Origin of the sequence: Pseudomonas sp. 1D4 (assembly GCF_001728925.1) — a bacterium.
Lineage (GTDB): Bacteria > Pseudomonadota > Gammaproteobacteria > Pseudomonadales > Pseudomonadaceae > Metapseudomonas > Metapseudomonas otitidis.
In genome coordinates this window covers 66,490-91,650 of sequence record NZ_LXJQ01000003.1, presented here as the reverse complement: position 1 = coordinate 91,650, position 25,161 = coordinate 66,490, and the positions used below count along the sequence as shown (strand labels likewise).

The 25,161-nt window shown below is 68.8% G+C and carries 20 protein-coding genes; 5 read left to right on the top strand and 15 right to left on the bottom strand.

Annotated elements, in window-relative coordinates; translation table 11 throughout:
• Nucleotides 1-346: 346 nt before the first annotated feature.
• A complete protein-coding gene (locus A7D27_RS02570; RefSeq protein WP_044404412.1) occupies nucleotides 347-799 on the top strand; it encodes a BRO family protein in 453 nt (150 codons plus the stop codon).
• A gap of 143 nt (nucleotides 800-942) precedes the next feature.
• Here A7D27_RS02570 and A7D27_RS02565 read toward each other — a convergent pair whose 3' ends face one another.
• From A7D27_RS02565 to A7D27_RS02525, 9 genes are all read right to left on the bottom strand, one after another.
• Complete coding sequence (locus A7D27_RS02565) at nucleotides 943-2,046, bottom strand: HD-GYP domain-containing protein (protein WP_069559414.1); 1,104 nt, start codon at nucleotides 2,044-2,046, stop codon at nucleotides 943-945.
• A 10-nt stretch (nucleotides 2,047-2,056) separates the two neighbouring features.
• Nucleotides 2,057-4,726, bottom strand: a complete 2,670-nt coding sequence (locus A7D27_RS02560) for a response regulator (protein ID WP_069563992.1) — start codon at nucleotides 4,724-4,726, stop codon at nucleotides 2,057-2,059.
• On the bottom strand, nucleotides 4,727-5,791 hold the full coding sequence (locus A7D27_RS02555) for a SpoIIE family protein phosphatase (RefSeq protein WP_069563991.1): 1,065 nt from the start codon (nucleotides 5,789-5,791) through the stop codon (nucleotides 4,727-4,729).
• Nucleotides 5,792-5,795: 4 nt separating this feature from the next.
• Nucleotides 5,796-6,170, bottom strand: coding sequence for an anti-anti-sigma factor (locus A7D27_RS02550; protein ID WP_069559417.1), 375 nt, complete (start codon nucleotides 6,168-6,170; stop codon nucleotides 5,796-5,798).
• Nucleotides 6,171-6,179: 9 nt separating this feature from the next.
• Nucleotides 6,180-7,397: a PAS domain-containing protein gene (locus A7D27_RS02545; RefSeq protein ID WP_069559418.1), complete on the bottom strand. Its 1,218-nt coding sequence runs from the start codon at nucleotides 7,395-7,397 to the stop codon at nucleotides 6,180-6,182.
• A 216-nt stretch (nucleotides 7,398-7,613) separates the two neighbouring features.
• Complete coding sequence (locus A7D27_RS02540) at nucleotides 7,614-8,720, bottom strand: dihydrolipoamide acetyltransferase family protein (protein WP_069559419.1); 1,107 nt, start codon at nucleotides 8,718-8,720, stop codon at nucleotides 7,614-7,616.
• A 10-nt stretch (nucleotides 8,721-8,730) separates the two neighbouring features.
• Nucleotides 8,731-9,720 carry an alpha-ketoacid dehydrogenase subunit beta gene (locus A7D27_RS02535; protein WP_069563990.1) on the bottom strand — a complete coding sequence of 330 codons (990 nt, stop codon included), beginning with the start codon at nucleotides 9,718-9,720 and terminating at the stop codon, nucleotides 8,731-8,733.
• Entirely contained in the window at nucleotides 9,713-10,804 is a 1,092-nt protein-coding gene (gene pdhA / locus A7D27_RS02530; protein ID WP_069563989.1) for a pyruvate dehydrogenase (acetyl-transferring) E1 component subunit alpha, read from the bottom strand. Before pdhA ends, A7D27_RS02535 begins: the two co-directional genes overlap by 8 nt.
• Nucleotides 10,805-10,899: 95 nt before the next feature.
• Nucleotides 10,900-11,919, bottom strand: coding sequence for a Glu/Leu/Phe/Val dehydrogenase dimerization domain-containing protein (locus A7D27_RS02525; protein ID WP_069559422.1), 1,020 nt, complete (start codon nucleotides 11,917-11,919; stop codon nucleotides 10,900-10,902).
• Between the two features lie 121 nt (nucleotides 11,920-12,040).
• Here A7D27_RS02525 and A7D27_RS02520 point away from each other — a divergent pair, with 121 nt between their 5' ends.
• Entirely contained in the window at nucleotides 12,041-12,844 is an 804-nt protein-coding gene (locus tag A7D27_RS02520) for a SirB1 family protein (RefSeq protein WP_069563988.1), read from the top strand.
• 3 nt (nucleotides 12,845-12,847) lie between these two features.
• Here the strand turns inward: A7D27_RS02520 and A7D27_RS02515 are convergent, their stop codons facing one another.
• The 3 genes from A7D27_RS02515 to A7D27_RS02505 all read right to left on the bottom strand — a co-directional run bounded on the left by A7D27_RS02515 (nucleotide 12,848) and on the right by A7D27_RS02505 (nucleotide 18,852).
• A complete protein-coding gene (locus A7D27_RS02515) occupies nucleotides 12,848-15,388 on the bottom strand; it encodes a LuxR C-terminal-related transcriptional regulator (RefSeq protein ID WP_069563987.1) in 2,541 nt (846 codons plus the stop codon).
• A gap of 287 nt (nucleotides 15,389-15,675) precedes the next feature.
• Nucleotides 15,676-17,043 (bottom strand): DUF1329 domain-containing protein, encoded by a 1,368-nt coding sequence (locus tag A7D27_RS02510; RefSeq protein ID WP_069563986.1) that lies wholly within the window; start codon nucleotides 17,041-17,043, stop codon nucleotides 15,676-15,678.
• 15 nt (nucleotides 17,044-17,058) lie between these two features.
• The gene (locus A7D27_RS02505) at nucleotides 17,059-18,852 is read right to left on the bottom strand and encodes a DUF1302 domain-containing protein (RefSeq protein WP_069562313.1); all 1,794 of its coding nucleotides are present in this window, start codon (nucleotides 18,850-18,852) and stop codon (nucleotides 17,059-17,061) included.
• A gap of 238 nt (nucleotides 18,853-19,090) precedes the next feature.
• Between A7D27_RS02505 and A7D27_RS02500 the strand changes: the two genes are divergently transcribed.
• The 3 genes from A7D27_RS02500 to A7D27_RS02490 all read left to right on the top strand — a co-directional run bounded on the left by A7D27_RS02500 (nucleotide 19,091) and on the right by A7D27_RS02490 (nucleotide 21,726).
• Nucleotides 19,091-19,828 (top strand): nuclear transport factor 2 family protein, encoded by a 738-nt coding sequence (locus tag A7D27_RS02500; protein WP_044411493.1) that lies wholly within the window; start codon nucleotides 19,091-19,093, stop codon nucleotides 19,826-19,828.
• Nucleotides 19,829-19,926: 98 nt separating this feature from the next.
• Nucleotides 19,927-21,333 carry an FAD-binding oxidoreductase gene (locus tag A7D27_RS02495; RefSeq protein ID WP_069562312.1) on the top strand — a complete coding sequence of 469 codons (1,407 nt, stop codon included), beginning with the start codon at nucleotides 19,927-19,929 and terminating at the stop codon, nucleotides 21,331-21,333.
• A 48-nt stretch (nucleotides 21,334-21,381) separates the two neighbouring features.
• The gene (locus A7D27_RS02490; RefSeq protein WP_069562311.1) at nucleotides 21,382-21,726 is read left to right on the top strand and encodes a cupin domain-containing protein; all 345 of its coding nucleotides are present in this window, start codon (nucleotides 21,382-21,384) and stop codon (nucleotides 21,724-21,726) included.
• A 719-nt stretch (nucleotides 21,727-22,445) separates the two neighbouring features.
• On the opposite strand, the gene A7D27_RS02485 is transcribed toward A7D27_RS02490, so the two are convergent.
• From A7D27_RS02485 to A7D27_RS02475, 3 genes are all read right to left on the bottom strand, one after another.
• The gene (locus A7D27_RS02485; protein WP_069563985.1) at nucleotides 22,446-23,216 is read right to left on the bottom strand and encodes a crotonase/enoyl-CoA hydratase family protein; all 771 of its coding nucleotides are present in this window, start codon (nucleotides 23,214-23,216) and stop codon (nucleotides 22,446-22,448) included.
• A 501-nt stretch (nucleotides 23,217-23,717) separates the two neighbouring features.
• Nucleotides 23,718-24,629: an SDR family oxidoreductase gene (locus A7D27_RS02480; protein WP_069563984.1), complete on the bottom strand. Its 912-nt coding sequence runs from the start codon at nucleotides 24,627-24,629 to the stop codon at nucleotides 23,718-23,720.
• 141 nt (nucleotides 24,630-24,770) lie between these two features.
• The gene (locus A7D27_RS02475; RefSeq protein ID WP_069562308.1) at nucleotides 24,771-25,022 is read right to left on the bottom strand and encodes a hypothetical protein; all 252 of its coding nucleotides are present in this window, start codon (nucleotides 25,020-25,022) and stop codon (nucleotides 24,771-24,773) included.
• Between the last annotated feature and the right edge of the window lie 139 nt (nucleotides 25,023-25,161).

Below are 25,161 nucleotides of genomic sequence, written 5' to 3'. Positions count from 1 at the left end.
GCGGCTCGGCGATACGGGTCGACTTGAGGCGTTTTCCCACAGCGGGAAAGGACAATGCCCGAGGCGGGCCGATTGTTCGCTCAATACCCCCTCCCTATCCTCCGGCGGTCGCGGTCAATCCCGTGACCAGGCGTTGACGGCCTGAAGAGATGGCGCATCGTGCCCCTGGCACATGTGGAAGTATGCGTTTGCCCATTACTTTCACATCGCTCTATGGCGGACTGCGTGGGGAGACCGAAAGGTCTGCCGGTCTACATCTCGCCGGTTCGTCAACCCCACGTGGTCCGCCACCCTTACATTGACGAAACAGAGTGGCGGCTCCTTTCCCCAGAGATGGAGCTTCACGATGCACGATGCATATCCCGCCCTGACCTTCCTCCGCCATAACCGCCCGCTGCGTGCGCTGATGCTGGACAACCAGCCCTGGTTCGTCGCGGTGGATTTCGCCCGTCTCCTGGGCATGCAGCATCCGCAGACCTTGCACCGCCGCGTGGGCAGCGACCATGCGCGGCGCGTATTCCTTGCCTGTTCCAGCAGCCTTGAAGAGCCGGTGGATGTGATCAGCGAAGCCGGCCTGTACAAGGCGCTGGTGCGCTTCGGCCATCCGGAGAACGCCCACCTGGAGCGCTGGCTGAATCGCGAGGTGATCCCTACGTTGCGCGACGCCCACGCGGCGGACGGCAACGCGCCACGCCGGGTACTGCTGAGGTGGCAGGGCACGCGGGTGGTGATGCTGAACTGGCAGGGCGAGCTCTGGGTGCCATTGGAAGACATGCCGAGCCTGGTGCATCTGGGTTAGAGGCATAGCGCTTCTTGTGGGAGCGGTTTCAACCGCGAAAGCCCGGGCGCCGGGCCTGATCGCAATTGGATTCTCTCCCACGGGGAGACCCGTACCGTTCGGTCTTCCCGGGCTGAAGCCTGGGCTACGGGCATGCCGCTGGCCTAGTCGTCATGGAAGCGCCGAGCGATCTCCTGGAACTGGGGGTGGATGCGGGCGAAGGCGTCGGTGATGTCCGGGTCGAAGTGGTTGCCCCGCCCCGCGAGGATGATCGGCACCACTTCGTCATGGGGCATGGCGGCCTTGTAGCAGCGCTTGCTGATGAGCGCGTCGTACACATCGGCCAGGGCCATCAGCCGGGCGGACAGGGGAATCTCATCGCCAACAAGGCCATGGGGGTAACCGCTGCCGTCCCACTTCTCGTGGTGGTAGCAGGCAATCTCCTTGGCCAGGCGCAGGAACTCCACTTCCACGCCCAGGGCGTCCTCGGCGTGGACGATGGCTTCCTTGCCGAGGACCGGGTGGCTCTTCATCTGGGCGAACTCTTCCGGCTCCAGCTTGCCGGGCTTGAGCAGAATCCGGTCCGGCACGCCGACCTTGCCGATGTCGTGCAGGGGAGCGGACTTGAACAGCAGTTCGATGGTCTTGGGCGTGAGCTCGTCCTGGAAGCGCGGGTGATCGGACAGTTCCTCTGCCAGCAGCTTCACGTAGTGCTGGGTGCGCAGGATGTGGTTGCCGGTCTCGTTGTCGCGGGTTTCGGCGAGGGACGCGAGGGAGTGGATGGTGATGTTCTGGATCAGTTCGTTCTCGCGGGTGCGCCGCTCCACTTCCTGTTCGAGGTAGGCGTTCTGGTTGTACAGCAGGTCCCGCGCGGCCTTCAGCTCCAGGTGGTTGCGCACCCGGGCGAGGACGATGGCGGGGGTGATGGGCTTGTGGATGTAGTCCACGGCGCCCAGGGCGAGCCCATGGGCCTCGGCGCTTTCCTCCACCTGGGCAGTGAGGAAGATCACCGGCACGCCGCGTGCCTGGGGCATGTCCTGCAGCGTCTGCATCACCTGGTAGCCATCCATGTCAGGCATCACCACGTCGAGGAGGATGAGGTCCACGCGGGTGCCCGACGCGAGGATGTCCAGGGCGCGCTGGCCATTGATGGCGACCTTGACCCGGTAGTGGGGTGACAGCAGGGCGCTGAGCAGCGAGAGGTTCTCCGGTGTGTCGTCAACCACCAGCAGGGTGGGTTTGCTGTCGGGATCCATGAGATTGAGCATCGAGAGCGCCTCACTCCGTTTTGAACAGATCGGGCCGGGCGGCCCGGACTTCATGCAGATGCGCCAGGGCATCGGGGAAGCGGAACTGCGTCATCGCCTCCGAGATGGCCGACGCGGCTTCGCCCAGGGCGGCGTCGAGCGACGGCCGGTGCTGCTGGAACAGGGCCACGGCATCGGCATCGTCCTCGGCCAGCAGCGCCATCAGGCGGGCCAGCAGGCCGGGCATATCGGGCAGCGCCTCGCTGGGCGGGGCGGTTGCCTCAGGCGGCAGGAGCGCCTGCAACCCGTCGGCCAGGCGCTGCTGCTCCTGCACGCCCTCCTCGGCCAGGGGCAGCAGGCCGCCGAGTTCCTCCTGGCCCGCCAGGGCACTTTCGAGCCGGGCCGAAAGCGCCCGTAGCGATTCGGCCCCCAGGGTGGCGGCGATGCCCTTGAGGGTGTGGGCGTGGCGGTGCGCCTCCTCCCGCTGGCCGGCCTGCAGGGCGGCGACCAGGTTCTGCATGGGCTGGCTGCCCTGGCGGGCGAAGCTGCGCAGCAGGTCTTCGTACCACTGCCAGTTGTGCATCAGGCGCTGCAGCGCCACCTCGGCGTTCAGGCCCAGCGCCTGCAGCGGCTCCAGCCCATGTTCCGGCGAGGCCGGGACCGGGGCCACTGTCTCGCTCGGCGGCTCGGCCTGGTGGGCGAAGGCGGGCAGCCAGCGCAGCAGGGCGGCGTACAGCTTCTCGGGGTCGATGGGCTTGGCGATGTGGTCGTCCATGCCGGCGGCCAGGCAGCGCTCGCGGTCGCCGGCCATGGCGTTGGCGGTCATCGCCAGGATCGGAATGCGCCCACCGTCCTGTTCGCGCTCGCGCAGGCAGCGGGTCGCGGCCAGCCCATCCATGACCGGCATCTGCATGTCCATCAGGATCAGGTCGAAGGGTTCCTGGGCAGCCATGTCCACGGCGATGGCGCCGTTGTCCGCCACCGCCACCTCGATGCCCACCAGGCGCAGCAGCTCCCTGGCCACCTGCTGGTTCAACTCGTTGTCTTCGGCCAGGAGGACCCGCGCGCCGTCGAAGCACTGAGGCACCGGCGGCCCGCTGCTACGGGTGGGCAACGCCGTCGCCTGCTGGCCGAACAGGCCGATGAGGGTGTCGAACAGCACAGAAGCACACACCGGCTTGACCAGCACCCGGTCGAACCCGGCGCCCTCGGCCTGGCGGAACACCTCCTCGCGGCCATGGCCGGTGACCATGATGCGATAGGGCCGGCTTGTCATCCCGCGTGCGATCAGCCGGCGCCCGGTTTCGATGCCATCCAGCCCCGGCATGCGCCAGTCCAGCAGCACCACAGCGTAGGGCCGCCCGGCCTGTTCGGCAGCGGCGATCATGTTCAGCGCCTGCTGGCCCGACTCGGCGGTGTCCACGACGAAGGTCATGCTGCCGAGCAGGGTGGCGAGAATGTTGCGGGCGCTGGCGCTGTCGTCCACCACCAGCATGCGCCGGCCGCGCAGGTCCAGGCTCGGCAGATAACGGGCACGCCGCTGCCCCCTACCGAACCGGGCGGTGAACCAGAAGGTGCTGCCGTGGCCCAGCTCGCTCTGCACCCCCACCTCGCCGCCCATCAGCTCGGCCAACCGCCGCGAGATGGCCAGGCCGAGCCCGGTGCCGCCGTACTTGCGGGTGATGGAGGTGTCGGCCTGCTGGAAGGACTGGAACAGCCACTGCTGCTGCTCCGGGCTCATGCCGATGCCACTGTCCTGCACGGAGAAGTGCAGCAGGGTTTCGTCCGGCCAGGTCTCCAGGCAACTGATCTTGACCAGGATCTCGCCCTGTTCGGTGAACTTGACCGCGTTGTTGGCGTAGTTGATCAGGATCTGCCCCAGACGCAGCGGGTCGCCCAGCAGCAGGGTGTCCAGGCGGTGATCGATCTCGAAGAGCAGCTCGATGCCCTTGGCTTCGGCCTTCTCCCCCACCAGGGTGGCGAGGTTCTCCAGCACATGGTCGAGGTCGAACTCGATGCGCTCCAGGTCCAGCTTGCCGGCCTCGATCTTCGAGAAGTCGAGGATGTCGTTGATGATCCCCAACAGGTGCTGGGCCGAGCGCTGGATCTTGCTGAGGTAGTCGAACTGCTGCGGGTCCAGTTCGGTCTGCAGCGCAAGGTGGGCCATGCCGAGGATGGCGTTCATCGGCGTGCGGATCTCGTGGCTCATGTTGGCGAGGAAGTCGCTCTTGGCGTGGGTGGCGCTCTCCGCCAGCACGTAGGCTTCCTCCAGCTCGCGATTCTTGGCCTGCATCAGGGCGAACAGCTCGTCCCGGGTCGGTTCGGCGAACTGCTGGCGCATACGCTGCTGCAGCTCGGCATCGGGCCAGCGGGGCAGGCGGCAGCACAGGGCCAGGTTGTTCTCCGCCAGGACGTCCAGGCGGACGCCCCCGTACACCGCCTCGGGGAGGTGATACTGCAGCGGCTGGTCCGCCGACAGGTCCAGCAGCAGCTCCCGGCGCTTTGCGTCGAGCCAGACCTGCAGGCGCAGGGCAGGAAGATACGCAGCCAGTTGGCGCACCAGCTCGGAGGTGGTGTTCGCCAGCGGAACCATGAAGGTGGCGGTCGTGTCGATGCATTCGAGCACCCGCGCTACCTTGCGCCGGGCGGCCAGCGCAGCGCCGGGGCCGCTGAGGGTGATGTCGCCGATCGCCTGCCGCATCTAGCCGCCCTCGCCTGCGTGCACCCGCAGCACGATGCAGCTCGCATCGTCGGTGCTGCGGCCGCTGTGGGTGATGACCTGGTGCGCCAGGACGGCGGGATCGGCGCCCAGGTCGAGCAGGCCGTCGCGCAGATTGAGCGATTCGCTGATGCCGTCGGAATACAGCATCACCACGTCTCCCGGGGCGAGTGGCTGGTGCTGCAGCAGGGGCGTGGGAAAGCGCTCGCCGAGCACCCCATCGCGGGAGACGCCACGCCAGGCTTCACGCCCGCGCAGGCAGATGCGGGTGTTGCCGATGCCGGCGTAGCTCAGCTCGCCGCGCTCGCCGTTGACCAGCGCCACCCCCGCTGCCGCGCCACGGGTGCCGATGCAATGCTGGTGCAGCACCTGCAGCAGGCGGGCCGGCTCCTGCTCCAGTGTCTGCTGCAACACCGCCTCCAGGGCCTGGGCCAGTTGATGGGCCGAGGTGCCATGACCGCTCACGTCGATCAGCACCAGCAGCACCCCGCCCGGCACCGGGCGGACGAAGGCCAGGTCGCCGGAAACCCGCTCAGGTTGGCAGGGGCGGTTCTCGCTGGCCCAGGCCAGCCGCAGCCCCTGGCCGCCGGCCTCGGCCTTCGGCACGGACAGCCGCGCTGACGTCGGCACCGGCCCCAGCCATTTGCGTGCCTGCACCCGGGTGCCGCCCTCCGGCGGCAGGCTGATGGACAGTTCGGACATCATCCGCCGGACGCCGGGCAGCCCCAGCCCGAGGGTGCCCGAGGTGCTGTAGTGGTCCTGCACGGCCTGCGCCACATCGGCGATGCCGGGGCCCTGGTCGCAGGCGACGATGTCGATGCAGGGGCGCCCCTCGGCCTGGTGCAGCGACAACGTGACCTCGCCCTTCACGCCGTACTTGAGGATGTTGCTGCCCAGTTCGGAGACCACGGTGGAAAGCATCGCGCGATCCACCTCGGACAGGCCGGCAAGAAAGGGCAGGCGGCGCACGGACATCACTGCCAGGTGCAGGTCGACTTCGTGGCGCAGCGAATAGCGGACCTCTCGGGCCTCCGGCTCGTGGGGCATGATGCTAGGGCTCCTCACGGCGGTCGCGCGCATTGGCCAGCGCAGTGTCCATGTCGAGGAAGCAGCGCAACGGGCCGGGTTCGGCGTCGGCCAGTGCGAGGAACGCGGCGATGCCGGGGTTCAACCCCACCAGCAGGCAGATGGCGCCGAGCAGGCGGCACACATCCGCCAGCTTGCGCACCTCGCGGAACTCGTGGTGATCCAGCAGGGTGACCGCCGAGAAGTCCAGCAGCACGGCGTGCTGACGCCCCGTGAGCAGCCGCTGGGACAGCACCTGAGTGAGCCGCTGCATACCCTCGTCGCCCAGGTCCGGGCGCATGCTGACGACGATGCACTCGGCGACGTCGGCGATGCCCAGGTCGTTGCTTTCCCACTCCATGACCGCCTCCTAGAGCGCGGAACCGACTCGCTTCAGTGCGATTTCGAAGGCGTCGCGCAGGGTGGCGGTGGTGCGGATGTCACCCACCGAGACGCCCAGCTCCACCATGGTCCGGGCGATGGCCGGGGACACCCCGGAGATGATCGCCTCGCAGCCCATGAACTGGGTGGCCTTGGTGATCTTGATCAGTTGGTTGGCGACCCCGGTGTCCACCGTGGCGACGCCGGCGATGTCCAGCACGAACACCCGGGCACGGGTCTCGGCGATCTTGGTCAGCGACTTGTTCATCACGTCGGCGGTGCGCATGGAGTCGATGATGCCCACCAGCGGCAGAAGGAGGATGCCGTCCCAGATGGGGGTGACCGGGGTGGACATCTCCTGCAGTGACTTGTGCAGTTCCTCGCGCACCCGGGCGGCCTCCTCGGCCTCCTCCATCGCCTGCTTGAGCTGGCGGTTCTGCTCCACCTGGGCGGTGATATCGGTGGCGAACTTGACGATCTTGCAGGGCTTGCGGTCCAGGTCCAGCACCGGGTTGTAGGAGCCCTGGATCCACACTTCGTGCCCGTCCTTGGCCACCCGGCAGAACTCGCCGGCCAGGTATTCGCCGCGCCGCAGGGTGTCCCAGAAGGTGCGGTAGTCGGCGGACTGGGCATAGTCCGGGTCCACCAGGCGGCTGTGGTGCTGGCCCTTCAGCTCCTCCAACGAGTAACCAACCGTTTCCAGGAAGCGCGGGTTGGCGTCGAGGATGGTCCCGTCCAGGGCGAACTCCACCTTGCCCATCACCCGGCTCAGCGCATCGAGCTGGCCCTGGAAATTGGCGGTGAGGTGCTTCTGCTCGGTCAGGTCGATGGCGTATTCGATGATGCGCTGGGTGTGCCCTTCGGCATCCAGCAACGGGCAACAGCCACCGCGCAGCCAGACATCGCGCCCCTGGCTGTCGCGGTAGTGGAACTCTCCCTCCCAGGCCTGGCCTTTGCGCAGGTCCGCCCAGAACGCCTCGTAGGCAGGGGCACCGGCGTCTTCCGGGGGCAGCAGGATGCGGTGGTGCTGGCCCTGGAGGTCGGCCAGTTCATAACCCAGCATGGCCAGGAAGCGGGGGTTGGCGTCCAGCACCTGCCCATCGGCCGAAAGCTCCAGCCGGGTCATCAACTGGTCCGCAGCATGCAACCGGGCCTGGGGCAGGGACGACGTCGGGTCGAACGGAACAGCTGAAGCGTGCACGTCCATGGCTTCTCCGAAGCAAAGGAATAGTTGACTCAGGGCATAGGGAGTTATAGCCCAGCGCCAGCCACTGTGAATGGCTGTTGATGGTCGACCGACAGGCGTTCCGCACCACCCGACGCAAGCGCCCGGGGGATGGGGAGCAACAGGGATACGAGGGTCGCCAGGGCGCCCTGTGGAAAACCTCTGCAGGCCCCGTATAACGGGGCCCGCAGAGGTCGATCAGGGCCGTTCCAGTGCCTGCACCAGGGCCTTGAAGAAGCGCGCCGCCTCGCCGCCGGTGACGGCCCGGTGGTCGAAGGTGATCGACAGCGGCAGCACCGGATGGACCGCCGGCTGGCCCTCCCAGGCCACCACTTCGTCACGGATGCCGCCGGCGCCGATGATGGCCACCTGGGGCGGCACCACCACCGGGTTGGCGTAACGCCCGAACAGGGTGCCGAAGTTGGACAGGGTGAGGGTGGCGCCCATCATTTCCTGGGGAGGAATGGAGCGTGCCTGGACGTCGGCGCGCAGCCGCGCGATGCCGTCGCGCAGGTCCTCGGCGCTGCGCTCGCCGACCTTGCGCAGCACGGGGACGAAGAGCCCGTCGGGGGTGTCCACGGCGATGCCGAGGTCCAGTTGCTCGTGCTGGCGGATGGCGAGCATGCGGCCGTCGAACCAACTGTTGAGGATCGGCTCGGCGCGGCAGGCTTCGGCGATGGCCTGGGCGATGCGGATCAGCGGGTCGCGGGCCTGGGCCCAGCGGTGCAGGTCGGCGTCGCCGTAGAGGGTCACCGGCACCACCTCGGCGTGGGAGCGCGCCATGTTGATCGCCATGCTGCGGCGCACGCCGCGCAGCCGGTCGCCGCCGAAACGGTCGCGGGCATGCTGGGCGGCGGCCTCCACGTCAGCGCGGGTGATCAGCCCGTCGGCGCCGCTGCCGGCGAGGCCGACCAGCTCCACCCCCAGTTGCCGGGCCAGTTGGCGCACGGCCGGGGTGGCGCGGGGGGCGAGGTGTTCCTGGGTGGAGGGTGCGGCACCGATGAAGAACTGGTCGGCATGGCTTTCGCCGCCGCCGTCGAGGCGACCGACCACGGTGCCGGCGTCCTGGTCCGCGCCTTCGTAAGCCAGCAGCGGTTCGCCGACGTGGAGGATGTCGCCCTCCTGGCCGAACAGCTTGGCGACCACGCCGTCGCGCGGGGCGGGGATGTCCACCAGGGCCTTGGCGGTCTCCACCGAGACCACCAGTTGGTCGGCGTGCACGCGGTCGCCGGGCTTGATGTGCCATTCGACGATTTCGGCATCCTGCAGGCCTTCGCCGAGGTCGGGCAGCTTGAAGTAGTTCATGGTCGTCTCCTCAGGCGGGGTCGAGGACGTGCTCGCACGCGGCGAGGATGTCGTCGGGACCGGGGATGTAGAGGGATTCCTGTCGGTAGAGCGGCGGCGGGATGTCCGGTGCGGTGACCCGCAGGATGGGGGCCTGCAGGTCGGTGATAACACGCTCGTAGAGGCTGGCGGCGATCTCGGCGCCGACCCCGCAACTGCGCGGCGCCTCGTGGACGATGATGCAGCGGCCGGTCTTGCGCACCGAGGCTTCGAGGGTCTCCAGGTCCAGCGGTTTGACGCAGGCGACGTCGATCACCTCGGCACTGATGCCGCGCGCCTCCAGTTGCCGGGCGGCCTCCAGGGTTTCCAGCACGCTGGCGCCCCAGGTCACCAGGGTCAGGTCGCTGCCCTCGCGCAGGGTGAAGCAGCGGTCCAGCGGCAGGCGCCGGCCGTCGTCCACCAGGGGTTGCGGGTTCATCCGGTAGAGCCGGGTGGGTTCGAGGAGGATCACCGGGTCCGGGTCGTCGATGGCGGCCAGCAGCAGGCCGTAGGCGCGGGCCGGCGACGAGGGGATCACCACGCGCACGCCGGGAAGGTGGGCGAACAGTGCCTCGGTGCTTTCGCTGTGGTGCTCCGGCGCGCGGATGCCGGCGCCCATGGGGCTGCGCACCACCAGTGGGCAGGACAGGCGCCCACGGGTGCGGTTGCGCAGGCGGCTGGCGTGGGACACCAGGTGCTCCATGGCGGCGTAGATGAAGCCGAGGAACTGGATCTCCATCACCGGTTTGAGGCCCTGGGCGGCCATGCCGACGCTGAGCCCGGCGATCATGGTTTCCGCCAGGGGCGTGTCGATGACGCGCTTGAAACCGTAGGCATCGCGCAGTCCGAGGGTGGCGCGGAACACGCCGCCGTTGACGCCGACGTCCTCGCCCAGCACCACCACGTTCTCGTCTTCGCCCATGGCGCGGTGCAGGGCCAGGTTCACCGCTTCCAGCAGGCTGCGCTTGGGGGTGTCAGTCATGGCGGTTCTCCTCGCGGCGCGCGGCACGCTCCAGCACCAGGTCGCGCTGGTCGGCCAGGGCTGCCGGCCAGCGGGCATAGACGTGATCCAGCACGGCTTCGGGGCCTTCGCGGCCGGCGTGCTCGAAGCGCTCCACTGCGGCCTGCACCTCGCGCTGGCAGTCGGTGATGAGCGCCTGCTCGCGGGCTTCGTCCCATACGCCGCTGGCGGCGAGGTAGGCGCGCAGGCGCTTGATGGGCTCCTCTTCCCAGGCCTGGTGCACCTCCTCGGCGCTGCGGTAGCGGGTGGCGTCGTCGGCGGTGGTGTGGTCGCCCAGGCGGTAGCTGAGGCATTCCACCAGGGTCGGCCCCTTGCCCTGGCGGGCGCGTTCGATGGCGGCACCGACCCGGTCGTAGACGGCGAGGATGTCGTTGCCGTCCACCTGTTCGCCGTGGAAGCCGGCGCCCAGGGCCTTCTGCGCCAGGGTCGGCGCGCCGCACTGGATGCGCCGGGGCACGGAGATGGCCCACTGGTTGTTGTTGACCACGAAGACCACCGGCAACTGCCAGGCGCCGGCGACGTTGAGTGCTTCGAGGAAGTCGCCCTTGCTGGTGGCGCCGTCGCCGCAGGTGGTGACGGCGACACGGTGCTCGCCACGGATCTTGAACGCGGTGGCCACCCCGCAGGCGTGCAGGGCCTGGGTGGCGATGGGCACGCAGAGCGGGAAGTCCTGCCCGGCGGCGGGCTCGGCGTAGGCGCTGCCGCGCTCGTCACCGCCCCAGTAGAGGAGGATTTCCTCCATGGCGACGCCGCGCATCAGTTGCACGGCGGTGTCGCGGTAGTAGGGCACCAGCACGTCCTCGGGCTGCATGCGCGCGCCGATGCCGACGCCGATGGCCTCCTGCCCGAGGGTGGGCGCGTAGGTGCCGATGCGGCCGGTGCGTTGCAGGGCCACGGCCTTCTGGTCGAACAGGCGGGTGAGCAGCATGCGCCGGTAGAGCCGGGCCAGCTGGTTGAAGTCATCCGCCCAGGGCGGCAGGTCGCCGACGGGGCTCCCGTCGGCCGCTAGGTAGCGGGTATGGGGCAGGTCGATCCGTGTGTGCATGTCGCCTCCTCACCTTGTGGGTGCGCAGGGATGACGGCGCTCATGGCGCCGAACCTGGCCCGGCCTGGATCTCGGCCGGGCCGCGTGGGCGCCGCTCAGCCGTAGAGCAGGCGCTCGGCCAACGCATCGGCGACCCGCGCCGGTGAGCGCTTGTCGGCCTGGGCGTGGGCGTAGATGTCGGTCAGGCGCTGGCTGATCCGCGCCAGGTGCGCGGTGATGGCCGGCATGTCGTCGCCCCGGTGACGCAGGGCAACGTGGATCAGGCCTCCGGAATTGATCACGTAGTCGGGCGCGTAGAGGATGCCGCGCGCTTCCAGCAGGTCGGCGATGTCGGGGCTGGCCAACTGGTTGTTCGCCGCCCCGGCCACCACGGCGCAGCGCAACTGGGGGGCGCTCTGGGTATTGAGCACACCGCCCAGGCCACAGGGCGCGAGGATGTCGCAGGGGGTGGTGAGCAGCGCTTCGCTGGCCACCGGGTGGGCGCCCAACTGCTCCACCGCCAGTTGCACGCGGCCGGGGTCGAGGTCGCTGACCAGCAGCTCGGCGCCGGCTGCGGCCAGTTGCTCGGCAAGGGCGTAGCCGACGTTGCCGAGCCCCTGCACGGCGATGCGCAGGCCCTCCAGGTCGTCGCTGCCCAGGCGTGCCAGGGCACTGGCGCGGATGCCGGCGAACACCCCCAGGGCGGTGCAGGGCGAGGGGTCGCCGTCGGCCTGGGTGCTGGTGACGTGGCGGGTGTGCAGGGCGACGCAGTCCATGTCGAGGCTGGAGGTGCCGCTGTCCACGGCGGTGATGTAGCGGCCGCCGAGGCTCTCCACCATGCGCCCGAAGGCTTCGAACAGCGCAGCGCGATCGGGCACGTGGGCAGGCCGCAGGATCACGGCCTTGCCGCCGCCGTGGGGCAGCCCGGCCAGTGCGGCCTTGTAGCTCATGCCCTGGGCCAGGCGGATGGCGTCACGCAACGCGCTGTCGTCGTCGGGGTAGGCGAGGTAGCGGCAGCCGCCGAGGGCCGGCCCCAGGCGGGTGTCGTGAATGGCGATGATCGCGCGCAGGCCGGTGACCGGGTCCTGGGCGAGGTGGAGCGCTTCGAGCCGAGCGCCTTCCATCTGGTTGAACATGGCGGGCCCCTTGCTGAGGTTGCCAGGGAGTATAGGCCGCCCACCGGAACCCGGCCGCCGACCCACTGGACGAAGGCGGACGGTCCGGCTACAAACCGCAGAGGCGACACGGAGAGCCCCGATGACCCCGCGACAACACTGCCTGGACTGTGTGCAGAAAACCCCGCCGGCGCTGCTGGAGGCGGCCCTGTGGATCGCCGCCGAGCATGACCCGCGCCGGGCACCGGTCGACGCCCTGCGGGTGTTCGACCACCTGCTGCGGGAGGTGGCCGCCGGGCTGCCCGAAGCGCCGCCGGCGGACCTGGCGCAACCGCTGCTGCGGCGGATGGCGGAGCTGGACTTCTGCGAGGAAGACGACCAGCCGCTGCAGCCACGCGCCGCGCTGCTCGACCAGGTGCTGGTGCGGCGCCGGGGCCAGCCCCTGTCGCTGGCCCTGGTGGCCCAGGCACTGGCGGCGCGCCTGGAGATTCCCCTGGCGGGGGTGAATTTCCCCGGCCACTTCCTGGTGCGGGTGCCCGCCGCCGACCACCTGCTGGACCCCTGCACCGGCCGCCGCCTCTACCCCCGGGATTGCCGCGAGCTGCTGCTGCGTACCCTGGGGCCGAAGGCCGAGCTGCTGGCCGAGCACATGCGCCCCTGTTCGGCGCTGGAGCAACTGCAGCGGCTGTCCCGCAACCTGCGCCTGCTGCATTTGCAGGCCGAGCAGGTGGAGGAGGCGCTGAAGGATGCGGAGCGGGTGCTGGAACTGGGCCCGGCCAACCTGATCGACCACCTGGCGCGGGCCGACATCTACAAGCAGTTGGAGTGCCCCCAGGCCGAACGCTACGACCTGGAGCGGGCGCTGCTGCTGTGCGAAGACGCGACCCAGCGGCTGCTGCTCAGCCGCCGCCTGGAACAACTGGGTGCCCCGCCGCCGCTGCACTGACCGCTACATCAGGCCCAGCGCCTTGGCGTGGGCCACCGCCTGGGTACGCCGCTTGACCCCGAGCTTGCCGTTGATGCGCCGGGCGTGGGTCTTCACCGTGTGCAGGGAGATGAACAGGCGCTCGGCGATTTCCTGGTTGGAACTGCCCTGGGCGATCAGCCCCAGCACTTCCAGCTCGCGGGGGCTCAGCGGGCCGCTGTCCTCGTCCAATGCTTCGCCCTCCTCCACCCCCAGTTCACGCAGCATCTCCGGCTGGCGCAGGCGCAGTTCGCGCACCGGTTGTTGCAGGTTCAACTGGCTGGCGAGGGCCAGGGCGTTGCGCAACACGGCAGCGGCGGTGCCGGCCTCGCCGCTGAGGTATTCGGTTTCCGCCAGGGCCAGGTGGACTTCCACCTCCAGGGCCTGGAGCCCCTTCTCCCGCGCCTTCTGCAACTGCCCGAGCAGCCGCTGCCGGGCGTTGAACACTTCACCTTCGTACAACTCGGCCAGGGCCAGTTGCCATTCGATGCGCGGGATCAGGTCGAGGGTCGCCGGCGGCGCCTGCACGGCGTGTTCGCCCCGGAAGTGCCGCAGCACCCGCAGCAAGGCATGGCGGGCCTGGCCGGCGCGGCCCTGCATGAGCAGCAGCCTGCTGCTCACCTGCAGCAACACGGCGCGGTAGACCCGTTCGGGAATGTGCCGCAACTGCATGAGGCGCTCGGCCTCGCGCAGGCGGTCGAAGGCCTGGTCGAAGGCGCGCTGGTTGGCATCCAGCACGGCCAGGCCGAGGTAGCCGTAGAGGGCCCGGTAGTCCTCGCAGGCACGGGCCTCGCGCAGGCCGGACTGGTAGTGCTGGCGGGCCGCGTTCTCCTGGCCCTGGCGCAGGGCCAGGCGGCCCCGGCGCAAGGCGATGCGGCCCAGCAGCGGGCTGGCGTCCAGCGCCTGCCCCATGAGAAAGGTCTGCGCTCGCTCCAGCACGGCATCGGCCCGCAGCAGCGCGCCCCGGTGCTCCAGCAACTGGGCGTGGTCGAGTTCGAGGAAGGCTTCCAGCAGCAGACAGCCCTGGCTGCGTGCCAGCACCAGGGCCTCGCGGTTCAGGGACTGGGCCTGGTCCAGTTCGCCAGCCAGCAGGGCCTGCTGGGTGAGCGCGGAATAGCAGATCAGCCGCTGGTCCCAGGCGTCCTCATCAAGGCCGACCAGGGCTTCACCCAGGTGCAGCCGGGCATTGGGCCCGTCACCCTGGAAGTGCGCCAGCAGGCCGTGTTGCGCCTGCCAGTAAGCCACCAGGCGCCGCTGTTGGCGGGCATCCGGCTGGGGCAGGAAGCGACCCTGCTCGGCGATACAGCGCGCCGCTTCATCCAGGCGCCCGGCGAACAGCAGGGCGCCGGCCAGCAGCCGCAGGGAATGCGGCGAGATTCGCAGCAGGTCTTCGCCCACGTCGGCGTGCAGACGCAGCAGCAAGGCGGCGTTGCGCCCGATGAACAGCTCGCGCACGCCGTAGTGCTGCAGCAGGCTGACGGCCACTTCGGGCTGGCTGGCCTCCAGCGCGTGCTCGATGGCCGCCGGCCAGTCCTGGCGCGCGGCGAACCACTGGCAGGCACGCAGGTGCCAGCCACGCCCGCCGCTGCCATCGCGGGCGCGCACCTGCCGGGCCAGGGGCGGGAACAGGCGGAACCAGCCGGGCGCCTCGGGCACGCTCTCGACAAAGCCGCCGAGGGCTTCCAGCTCACGCAGCAGGCCGGCGCCCTCCCCCGGGCCGAACAGGTGTTCGCAGAGGTCGGCATTGAAGCGCGGCAGGTGCACCAGGGCGTGCCAGGCTTCGCTGAGCTCCTGGCCCAGGCCGGCGAACAGTTCGTGATCCAGGTAGCCCATGAGGGTGGTGGACAGGGCCTGGCGCTGCAGCGGATCGGCAAAGCCCCACTCCACCGGCTCCAGCAGGGCCATGCGTACCCCGGCGCACCAACCGCCGGTGCGCTCGTGCAGGCGCGCGGGCGCATCGGTCGGCCAGGGCTGGCGGGAGTCCCGCAGCAGCGGCACCAGTTCGTTGGACTGGAAGGCCAGGGTGGCGGCGTCGAACTCCAGCAGGTCGCCGTCGATCAGCAGGCGCGGGAGGTTGCAGGTGGGGCGGCGGCGGGTGCTCAGCCACCAGGTGATGGCGCCGCCACTGGCGGCGATGAGTCGGTCGAGGCAGGCGTCGAGGGCGGGGTCGGGTTGGCGGGCGTAGTCGTCCAGCATCAGCCAGGTGGGGCTGCGCCAGACGGCCAGGGCGCGCAGCAGGCTGGGCTCGTCGTCCGCCTCCAGCCCGAGCGCGGAGGCGAGGATGGCGCGCAACCCGGCCTCGCCCTCGCTGCCGCCCAGGGGCAGCCAGTGCAGGGCGTGGCCCGGGGGCCGGCGCTGGGCGCACTCCAGCAGCAGCACGCTCTTGCCACAGCCGGCGGGCGCACAGAGCAGGCGCAGGCGCGCGGCGCTGGCCAGCAGGGGTTCCACCAGCCGGGGACGGGCGACATGCAGGGCCGGCAGCCTGGGCAGGCACACCGGTGGCGCGATGAGGTTCAGTGAGGACATGCCGGCTGCCTCTTGTTCTGTTCAGGGCTGCTCGTGGCGCCACCCTAGGCGCGAGGGGTGGGCTTGTTGAAGGATCATTCAGCCCTCTGATCCGGGGCCATAAGGGACGGGGCCGAGTGTGCGGTGCCAGGCTGGTCATCGAACGTTGCGAATGGATTGCGGTGCGCCTTGCCAGGCGAGCCGCGAGGAGGATTGGGACACCGCCACAAAAAAGCGGCCCGAAGGCCGCTGTCATGCGTCACTGACAAGCAAGGGACCGCGCACGTCCTTGTGCGCGGGTGGGACAACTAGCGAACGCCGGCGTTGCGCAGGGCGGCCGGGGTGTAGTCGGCAGCCTTGCCGACGAAGCCGAACTCGAAGCTGCGCTTCTCTTCGTTCTTCATGCCCAGGGCCAGGTAGCGGCCGGCGATGATGTCGTACAGCGCCTCCAGGGTGTAGGCCGGTACCTGGTGATGGTAGTAGAACTGGGCGTGGCCCTCGGCGACGCGCCACAACTGGCCACGGCCGTCGTAGTGGTCCACCAGGGCCACCTGCCAACTGTCTTCGTCGATGTACATGTGGCGCTTGGCGTAGATGTGTCGCTCACCCGGTTTCACCGTGGCGACTACTTCCCACACGCGGTGCAGTTCGTAGCGGGTCAGGTCCTGGTTGATGTGGCCGGCCTTGATGATGTCGTCGTACTTGAGCGAGGGCGAGTCCAGCTTGTAGCTGTTGTAGGGGATGTACATCTCCTTCTTGCCCACCAGCTTCCAGTCGTAGCGGTCCGGTGCGCCGGAGAACATGTCGAAGTTGTCCGAGGTGCGCAGGCCGTCGGCGGCGGTGCCGGGGCCGTCGTAGGCCACCTGGGGCGCACGGCGCACGCGGCGCTGGCCGGCGTTGTAGATCCACGCCAGGCGCGGCTCCTTCACCTGGTCGAGGGTTTCGTGCACCAGCAGCACGTTGCCGGCCAGGCGCGAGGGGGCGGTGACCTGCTGCTTGAAGAAGGTCAGCACGTTCTCGCCCTTGGCGGCCGGCAGGTCGGGCATCTCCTGGGGCACGGCCACTTCTTCCTCGAAGCGGATGGGGGTGTAGGAGCCGTTCACCTGGGGCGTGGCCTGGGTGATGACCCGGCGCAGGTTGCCGCCCCGGTAGCGGGTGACGTGGTTCCAGATCACTTCCACGCCGCTCTTGGGGATGGGGAAGGCGTAGTAGCGGCTTTCGGTGAAGTGGGCGAGGCCGTTGCCGTCGTTGATGGGCTGGACGTACAGCGCACTTTTCTTCGCGGCGTCCTGTACGGCCTGGGGCACGTTCACGGTGCGGTGAGTGGGGTACACCGGGATGCGGTAGGTCTCGGGGTAGCGCTTGAGCATCGCCACCTGGCCGTCGGAAAGCTTGTCCTTGTACTGGTCCACGTTCTGCGCGGTGATGGTGAACAGCGGCTTCTCGTTGGCGAAGGGGTCGGCGAGGAAGCCCTTGGCGTCCACGGCGCCGGCGTCCTTGCCGATGCCACCGGTCCAGGCGGGGATGCTGCCGTCGGCATTGCCGGCCTGCTCCGCGCCCAGGGGGGTGAGGGTGGTGCCGAGCTGGGCGGCTTCATCGGCGGAAACTGCGGCCATCACCTGGCTGGCCAGCAGGCTGAGGGCCAGGGCGGTGCTTTGCAGGAGGGTCTTGCGCATAGTCGTTTCGTCCACTCAGAAGTTCATGCCGAAGCTGACGGCGAGGAAGTCGCGGTCCACCAGGGTGTTGTACTTGCCGCCGAAGAAGTCGGTGTAACTGAGGCTGGCGGTGTAGGTGTTCTGGTAGTCGGCATCGAGGCCGATGCTCAGGGCCTTGGCGCCTTCGTTGAAGAGGCCGTTGGGGCCGTAGCCGTCGACGTCGTGGGACCAGGCCACGTTGGGCTTGAGGTTGATGCCGGCGATGACGTTGGCGTAGTCCAGCACAGCGCGGGTGCGGTAGCCCCAGGAAGTGCGGGTGACGAAGCCGTGGGTGTCGCCGCCGAAGCCGTAGGTGCCGTAGACCGAGTCACGCCCGTAGCGCAGCTCGCGGGGGTTCTCCAGGCCGCCGACGCGGGCCAGGCCGACTTCGCCCACCAGGGTCAGGCGCTCGGCACCCAGGACCTGGTCGAAGAAGTGGGTCAGGGTGGTCTGCACCTGGGTGATTTCCTTGCGCCTGTAGCCGGTGTTGTCGGCGCCGGCCGAAGTGGCGATGGGCGAGGCAGTGCCACCGGCCAGCGGGTTGACCAGGGCCAGGGTCACGTCGTTGGTGTTGAGCTGGATCGGTGCGTTCGGGCGGTAGCTGATCTCGCCGCTCCAGGCGGTGCCGGTGGGCAGGGTGGTGGAGAAGCTCAGGCCGTAGAGCCGGATGTCCTCGGGGTACTCCAGGTAGTAGCGGCCGTTGCCCAGCAGGGTGCTCTGCGCCAGGCCAGCGCCCGATCCGGCAACGATGCCGTTGGCCGTGCTGATGATCCCGGGCAGTGCGGCGAGGGTCGCGGCGCTGGCGGTCTGGGTGCCCACCAGCGGCGTGCGGCTGTGGTAGTTCATGAAGTACGCGCCGTACTCGGTCTCGTCGCCCAGCCAGCGCAGGGCTACGCCGAACTGGCCGGAGTCGCGGGCGTCGCGGTCGCCACCACGGGGCAGGATCACGCCCTCGCGGGCCACCTGGAAGCCCTGGCCGAAGCCCGCGGCGATGGGCTGCAGCGGCGCGATGGCCGGGGAGCCCACGGTGTAGCCGGTCACACAGCCATCGGCGGCCACGTCGCCACCGAAGAAGGTGCCGCAGTTGTCCAGCACGGTCTGGTCCCATTCCAACTGGTAGAAGCCTTCCACGCTGAGCTGGTCGGTGAGGGTCTGGGACAGGTAGAACATGTTCACCGGGATCAGGCCTTCCTTGATCTCGGCGCCGGGACGGCGGAAGGCGGAGACGTCCACCGGGTTGATGGCGTTGATGCTGTTGCCGATGAAGGTGCTCTCGCCCCAGCTCACCACCTGCTTGCCGAGGCGGACGTTCCCCGGCAGGTCGGCGATTGTGTAGTTGTGGTAGACGAACGCATCCAGCAGTTGCGCGCCGGCGGACTTGGAGCCCTCCTTGCGGTTGTGGTCGCTGATGGGCTTGAAGCGGCGGTCCTCGTCCTTCAGCTCGAAGTCGTACCAGTACTTGCCGCGCAGGAAGATGCCGGTGTCGCGGTACTTCAGCTCCAGGTCGTGGATGCCCTTGAAGATCTTCGAGAAGGTCTCGCCCTTCTTGAAGTTGAGGCGGCCGTCGTCACCGGTGGACGACTGGCCCTTGCCGCCGTTCACGGTGCTGATCAGGTCCGGGTCGCCGTTGCGCATGGACCAACTGGCGCCGACGGAGAGCGAGGAGTCGAACTGCCCCTCGATCTCGCCGATGTTGAAGTCCACGGCCTGGGCCTGGGTGGCGCAACCCAGGGTGATGGCGACGGCCAGCGCGTGCGGCCGGAAAACTGCGCGCGTTGTTGTTTTTGTCATGCGGCTTTCCTGGTGGGTGTAAGGAGGGCACCACCCTAACCAGTCACCCGCGCAGGCGATAAGCGCACCAAGGAGGGATTCATCCCTGTCGCTCTAAAGAGTGAATCCACCACCGCCGCAGGCGTCTCAGAGGGCCTTGTGAGGCCGCGCGGGGCTTTGGCATCCTCCCCGCTTTGCCCCACCGGCCACCGCCATGAACGACACCGACGCCCAGACCCTGGCCACCCGCGAGGTGGTGATGCGCTATCACCTGAGCTGGAAGGCGCGCGACATCGACGCCGTGCTCGCCCTCTACCACCCCGAGGTGGAATACAACGACTTCTTCCAGAACCGCTGCATGCGCCTGGCGGAGCTGGGCGACTACGTGCGCGCCACCATGCCCAGCGCCCCGGACGACTTCCTGGTGCACAGCGACCGCATCCGCGTGGACGGCGACACCGCCTTCATCCAGTACAGCCTGCGGGTCGGCCGCAGCGGTACCTTTCGTACCAGCGAGGCCATTACCGTTCGTGACGGGCTGATCTGGCGCATCAACGAGTACGCCCTGCTGGTGGCCGATGCCCGCGCCAGCGGCGAGCCCGAGCGCTCCAGCCGCCCGGCCGCCAGCCGCCTGGGCCTCTCCGCCCGCCAGTTGAGCCTGCTGGCGCGGGACCTGGAGGACTACTTCCAGCGCAGCCAGCCCTACCTCGACCCGGCCCTGGACCTGCACCAGGTGGCCACCGCCACCGGCTACACCCGCAACCAGATTTCCTACCTGCTCAACCAGATGCTCGGCCAGAGCTTCTACCAGTACGTGAACCAGGCGCGCCTGCGTCACCTGCTGGCCCAACTGGAGGCGCAACGCTCGGTGGCACGCATCGACGAGCAAGCCTTCGCCGCCGGCTTCAACTCCCTCTCGGCCTTCTACCGCTGCTTCCGCCAGCACACCGGCCTGTCGCCCAAGGCCTACCTCAAGCGCCTGCAGGCCGAGGGCTGAGCGCCCCGCCGCCTTGTCGGCGTGCCCGCGCGCACGACAAGGCGACCGGCAGCCACTAGGCTTGCCGCCCACGATCCCTTTAGACCCGAGGAATGCCCATGCCGGCCTGGAAATCGATCAGCCTGTGGATGGACCAGCTCGACGAGCCCCTCACGCCCCGCCCGGCCCTGGGCGGCAGCCTGGAGGCCGACGTCGCCATCATCGGCGCCGGCTACACCGGCCTGTGGACCGCCTACTACCTCAAGCGCCAGGCCCCCGAACTGAAGGTGGTGGTGCTGGAGTCGGAAATCGCCGGCTTCGGCGCCAGCGGGCGCAACGGCGGCTGGCTGATGGGCAACCTGCTGGGCGAGGACCGCGCCCTGGCCCGCCTGCCCCGTGAAGAGCGCCGCGCCAGTTGGGACCTGCTCCACGGCATCCCCGACGAGGTGGCCGAGGTGCTCACCCGCGAGGGCATCGACTGCGACTACCGCAAGGGCGGCGTGCTCTACTGCGCGGCCCGCTACCCGGAGCAGGAAACCCGCCTGCGTCACTACCTCGACGACCTCCACGCCGAAGGCCTGAACGATGACGACTACCGCTGGCTCGCGCCCCACGAACTGGCCGGGCACATCCGCGTGGCCGGGGCCCTGGGCGGCCTCTACAGCCCGCACTGCGCCACTATCCAGCCGGCCCGCCTGGTGCGCGGCCTGGCCAGCGCCGTGGAGCGCCTCGGCGTGCAGGTGTTCGAACAGAGCCGGGTCACCGACTGGGCACCGGGCCGGGTCACCACGCTGCAGGGCGAGGTGAAAGCGCGCTGGGTGGTGCCCGCCGTGGAAGGCTACGCCGCAGCGCTGCCGCCCCTGGGGCGCTACCAGTTGCCGGTGCAGAGCCTGCTGGTGGCCACCGAGCCGCTGCCGGAATCCACCTGGGCCGAGATCGGCCTGGAACAGGGCCAGGCGTTCAGCGAATTCAGCCGCCAGGTCACCTACGGCCAGCGCACTGCCGACAACCGCCTGGCCTTCGGCGCCCGGGGCGGCTACCGCTTCGGCGGCCGCCTGCGGGAAGACTTCAACCTCGACGACGAGGAAGTGGGCCTGCGCCGCTACCTGTTCGGCGAGCTGTTCCCCATGTTGCGCAACGTGCGCCTGACCCACAGCTGGGGCGGCAACCTCGGCATGGCCCGGCGCTTCCAGCCGCACATGCTGGTGGACCGCGCCAACGGCATCGCCCTCTCCGGCGGCTACGGCGGCGAAGGCGTCGGCGCCACCAACCTGGGCGGGCGCACCCTGGCCGACCTCATCCTCGGCCGTGAGACGCTGCTCACCCGCCAGCCCTGGGTACTTGGCGACGGCCCGCTGGACCGCCTCGCCGCCTGGGAGCCGGAGCCCTGCCGCTGGCTCGGCTACAACGCCATCATCCGCAGCTTCGTCCACGAGGACCGGGTGCTGGCCAACCCCCACAGCGCCCCCTGGCGGCGAGCCCTGGCCGTGCGCCTGGCCGCCTTCATGGAAAGCCTCATGCGCTGACGCGGCCCCGCCGCGCAGCCCCCTCCCCCCCTGATTGGAAACCCTTGCATGAAAGCCACCCTGCTGCAGAACACCCACACCCTGCCCCTGTCCGAACCCAGCCCGGTGCCGGTGCCCGTCGGCGAGCCGGTGCCCCATACCCGCGTGCATTCCGTCGAGCGCACCGACGGCGTGGAAACCGGCGTATGGGAATGCAGCCCCGGCAAGTTCCGCCGGCAGATCGTCGAGCAGGAGTTCTGCCACTTCACCCACGGCAGTTGCACCTTCACCCCGGACGGCGGCGAGCCCATCGAGATCAAGGCCGGCGACGCCCTGCTGCTGCCCGCCAACAGCCTGGGCGTGTGGGACGTGAAGGAAACCCTGCGCAAGACCTACGTCATCATCAGCCGCTGAGCCTGGCGGCGTGGCCCGGGAGTGCTGCGCGCTCCTGGGTGAATGAATTGGCTCTACCTGCGTTAGCTGTTGTGGATTCAACGAAAAGGCTCAAGCACGACGCTTTCAGGACGATTCTAGATTCCTGGCACACCCACCGCATGGGTTTCGCTTCGCTCTACACCATCCTACGAAAGCCGCCAGCCACGGCGTCCACCCGGTGGTGATGCGCACATCAACGTGAAGTATTGAGCATCGATGTTGGAGCAGCGGCCAAACGCCCCTTTCAGGAGGCCGAGCGCAATCGTCGTTTCAGGGGTTGAGCGACATGGATGTCGCGAAAGGCGTACCGGGCCATGGATGGCCCGTTACGCCGGGCCCCTGAAACGATGATGGAGCGAGGGAACCCGACGCGGTCGGGCCGTATGCAGGGGCGAGCCTCTTTGGTTTCTTTCTTGGCGATTGAAGAAAGAAACTCGCCCGGCAAGGCGAAACAGACCCCATCAGCAAGACTCGGCAATCAACCGGGCTCCAAATCCTCCAGCAACACTTAACGCAGACAGAGCCAATGAATTCGCCCCTACAGGAGAAGCGCCGTGGCAGATGCCAGGCGTTGGGCGGAGGTCGCTCTTTACCTCCACCAAACAAATGCCATCGGTCACACCGAGCCTGCCAATTCGCGGTTGAAACCGCTCCCACGGACGGTGTTCAGCGAACGAATCTGTGCCCACAACCCGCCGTCAGGAAAACTGCCCGTGACGCCCCTTGCCGGCGCTGAAGGCCTGGGCGCCGGCGCGGGTTTCGCCACTGTGGATAACCGCCAGGCCGCCCTCGAATTCATGGGCGATGGCGGCCTCGAACGGCAGGTTCCACTGGGCATAGGCGCTGGCGCGGTCGGCGAGCAGGCAGCGCTGCGGAAAGGCGGCGATCTCCCGCGCCAGGGCTTGCGCCGCCTCCAGCGCCGACCCGGCCGGCACCACGCGGTTCACCAGGCCGATGGCGAGCGCCTCGTCGGCCTGCACCGGGCGCCCGGTGAGGATCAGGTCCAGCGCCCGCCCCTGGCCGACGATGCGCGGCAGGCGCACAGTGCCGCCGTCGATCAGCGGCACGCCGAAGCGCCGGCAGAACACACCGAGCACGGCGTCCGCGGCCATCACCCGCAGGTCCGCCAGCAGCGCCAGCTCCAGGCCGCCGGCCACGGCATGGCCTTCGATGGCGGCGATCAACGGCTTGGCCAGTTGCATGCGGCTCGGCCCCATGGGCCCGTCACCGTCCACCTCCAGGCGGTTGCGCCGCTCGCCGTCTTCGGCCACCGCCGCCAGGTCGGCCCCGGCGCAGAAGGTGCCGCCGCTGCCGGTGAGCACCGCCACCCGCGCGTCATCGTCAGCCTCGAAGGCCCGCAGCGCCGCTGCCAGGGCCTCGGCGGTGGGGCGGTCGACGGCGTTGCGCACCTGCGGGCGGTCGATGGTCAGGGTGGTGATGGGGCCGTGCTTTTCGACGCGGATGCTCATCGGGGACTCCTTGGGCGAATGACAGAAGAAAAGAGCGTTCTCAATCAGGTGCTGCTGAAGGACCACAAAACCAAGCTCACTATCGAGTTCTGCGGAGGTTTCCAGTTTCGCCCCCCCGGGCGAATTCCTTTTCCAATCGTTGAAAAGGAATCAAAAAACTCGCCCCTGCATACGGCCCGGCTACGCCGGGTTCCCTCGCTCCATCATCGTTACAGGGGCACGCGCTGACGGGCCATCCCTGGCCCGGCAGCGCTCTCGCGACATCCATGCCGCTCATCCCCTTACACGACGACTCCGCTCGGCCTACTGAAGGGGCCACTCTCCCCGCTCCAACCTCCAAGCTCTAACCACCACAGGTGTCTGCATGAAGTACACCGCAGGAACAGCAACACAGGCGGCCACCACAATAAAAAAGGCCGGCAAGATTGCCGGCCTTCACCCTAGTGCGTTCCCGGGGAGCTGTTCAGCCTGCTGGCGGAATCCCCTAGGAGTCTGGCGGGATCAACCCGTGTATTTCTGCAGGTTGGCCATCATTTCCTTCAGGGCTTCGACGTTGTCCGCCGGGTGGGCGGCGCCTTCGAAGTCGCAGATCCGCTGCCAGCTGGCAGCCACGTCTTCGACGCTGAAGCCCTGGCGCGGATCGAAGCCGGCGCCCAGGCTGCGCTCCCAGCGCACCTTGCCGATCCAGCCGCCGCCCACTTCGAACAGGCCGGAGGTTTCCTGGCACTGCTCGCTGCCGAGGAACACCACCAGGGGGCTGACCAGCTCGGGCTTGAGCTGCTCGAACACCTGGGGCGGGATCAGGCCTTCGGTCATGCGGGTGCCGCCGGTGGGGGCGATGGCGTTGACCAGGATGTTGTTCTTGCGGCCTTCGATGGCCAGGGTGCGGGTCAGTCCGTAGAGGCCGAGCTTGGCCATGCCGTAGTTGGACTGGCCGAAGTTGCCGTAGATGCCGGAGGTGGACGAGGTGAAGATCACCCGGCCATAGCCCTGCTCGCGCAGGTGCGGCCAGGCAGCGCGGGTGACCTTGTAGGCGCCTTCGACGTGGACCTTGTAGACCAGCTCCCAGTCGGCGTCTTCCATCTTGTGAAAGGTCTTGTCGCGCAGGATGCCGGCGTTGTTGACCACCACGTCGATGCGGCCGAAGTGATCCAGGGCTGTCTGCACGATCCTGTCGCCGTCGGTGACGGAGTCATGGTTGGCCACGGCGGTGCCGCCCGCTTCGCGGATCTCGGCCACCACGCGGTCGGCGGCGGAGGCGTTGGCGCCCTCGCCATGGGTGCTGCCGCCCAGGTCGTTCACCACCACCTTGGCGCCGTGCTTGGCGAACAGCAGGGCATGGGCGCGGCCAAGACCGCCACCGGCGCCGGTGACTATGACCACTTTGTCTTCGAAACGGATCGATTCGCTCATGCAATGGACTCCAGGGCAGTTTCGGGTATCGGCCGAGTGTCCTGCAGTGCTGCCCAGCCGACAAGAAAGGTCGACGGCCATGAATGGTGGGCGATAACGGCGGGGGATGGCCGGGCGCGTCGCAGAGCGCCCGGCGGCGGCTCAGTCGAAGGGCATGAACAGCGCGCCACGCGGGCGCAGCTTGAACAGCCACCAGTTGTAGAAGGTGCAGAGCAGGGTCACCAGCAGGCAGGCGACGAAGCAGCCGACGCAACTGAACCAGACCCAGGGGGCGTTCTCGTAGTAGGCGGCGTAGGCCACCAGGCCGAAGCTGGCCAGCAGCAGGAGGATCGCCAGGCCACGCCCGGCGATGCGGAAGAAGGGATGCAGCAGCACCAGCAGCTTGTACAGCATGTGACCTCCGAGCCCGGGCACTGAGCCCGGGCGCATCTTGGAAAGTGAGGCCGCGATGCTAGGCCGAGGAGCCGCTGGCAGGCTGCCGGATTATTCCGAATGCACTACCGGACGGCTCCGGGAAGCGCCCCTAGGCGAA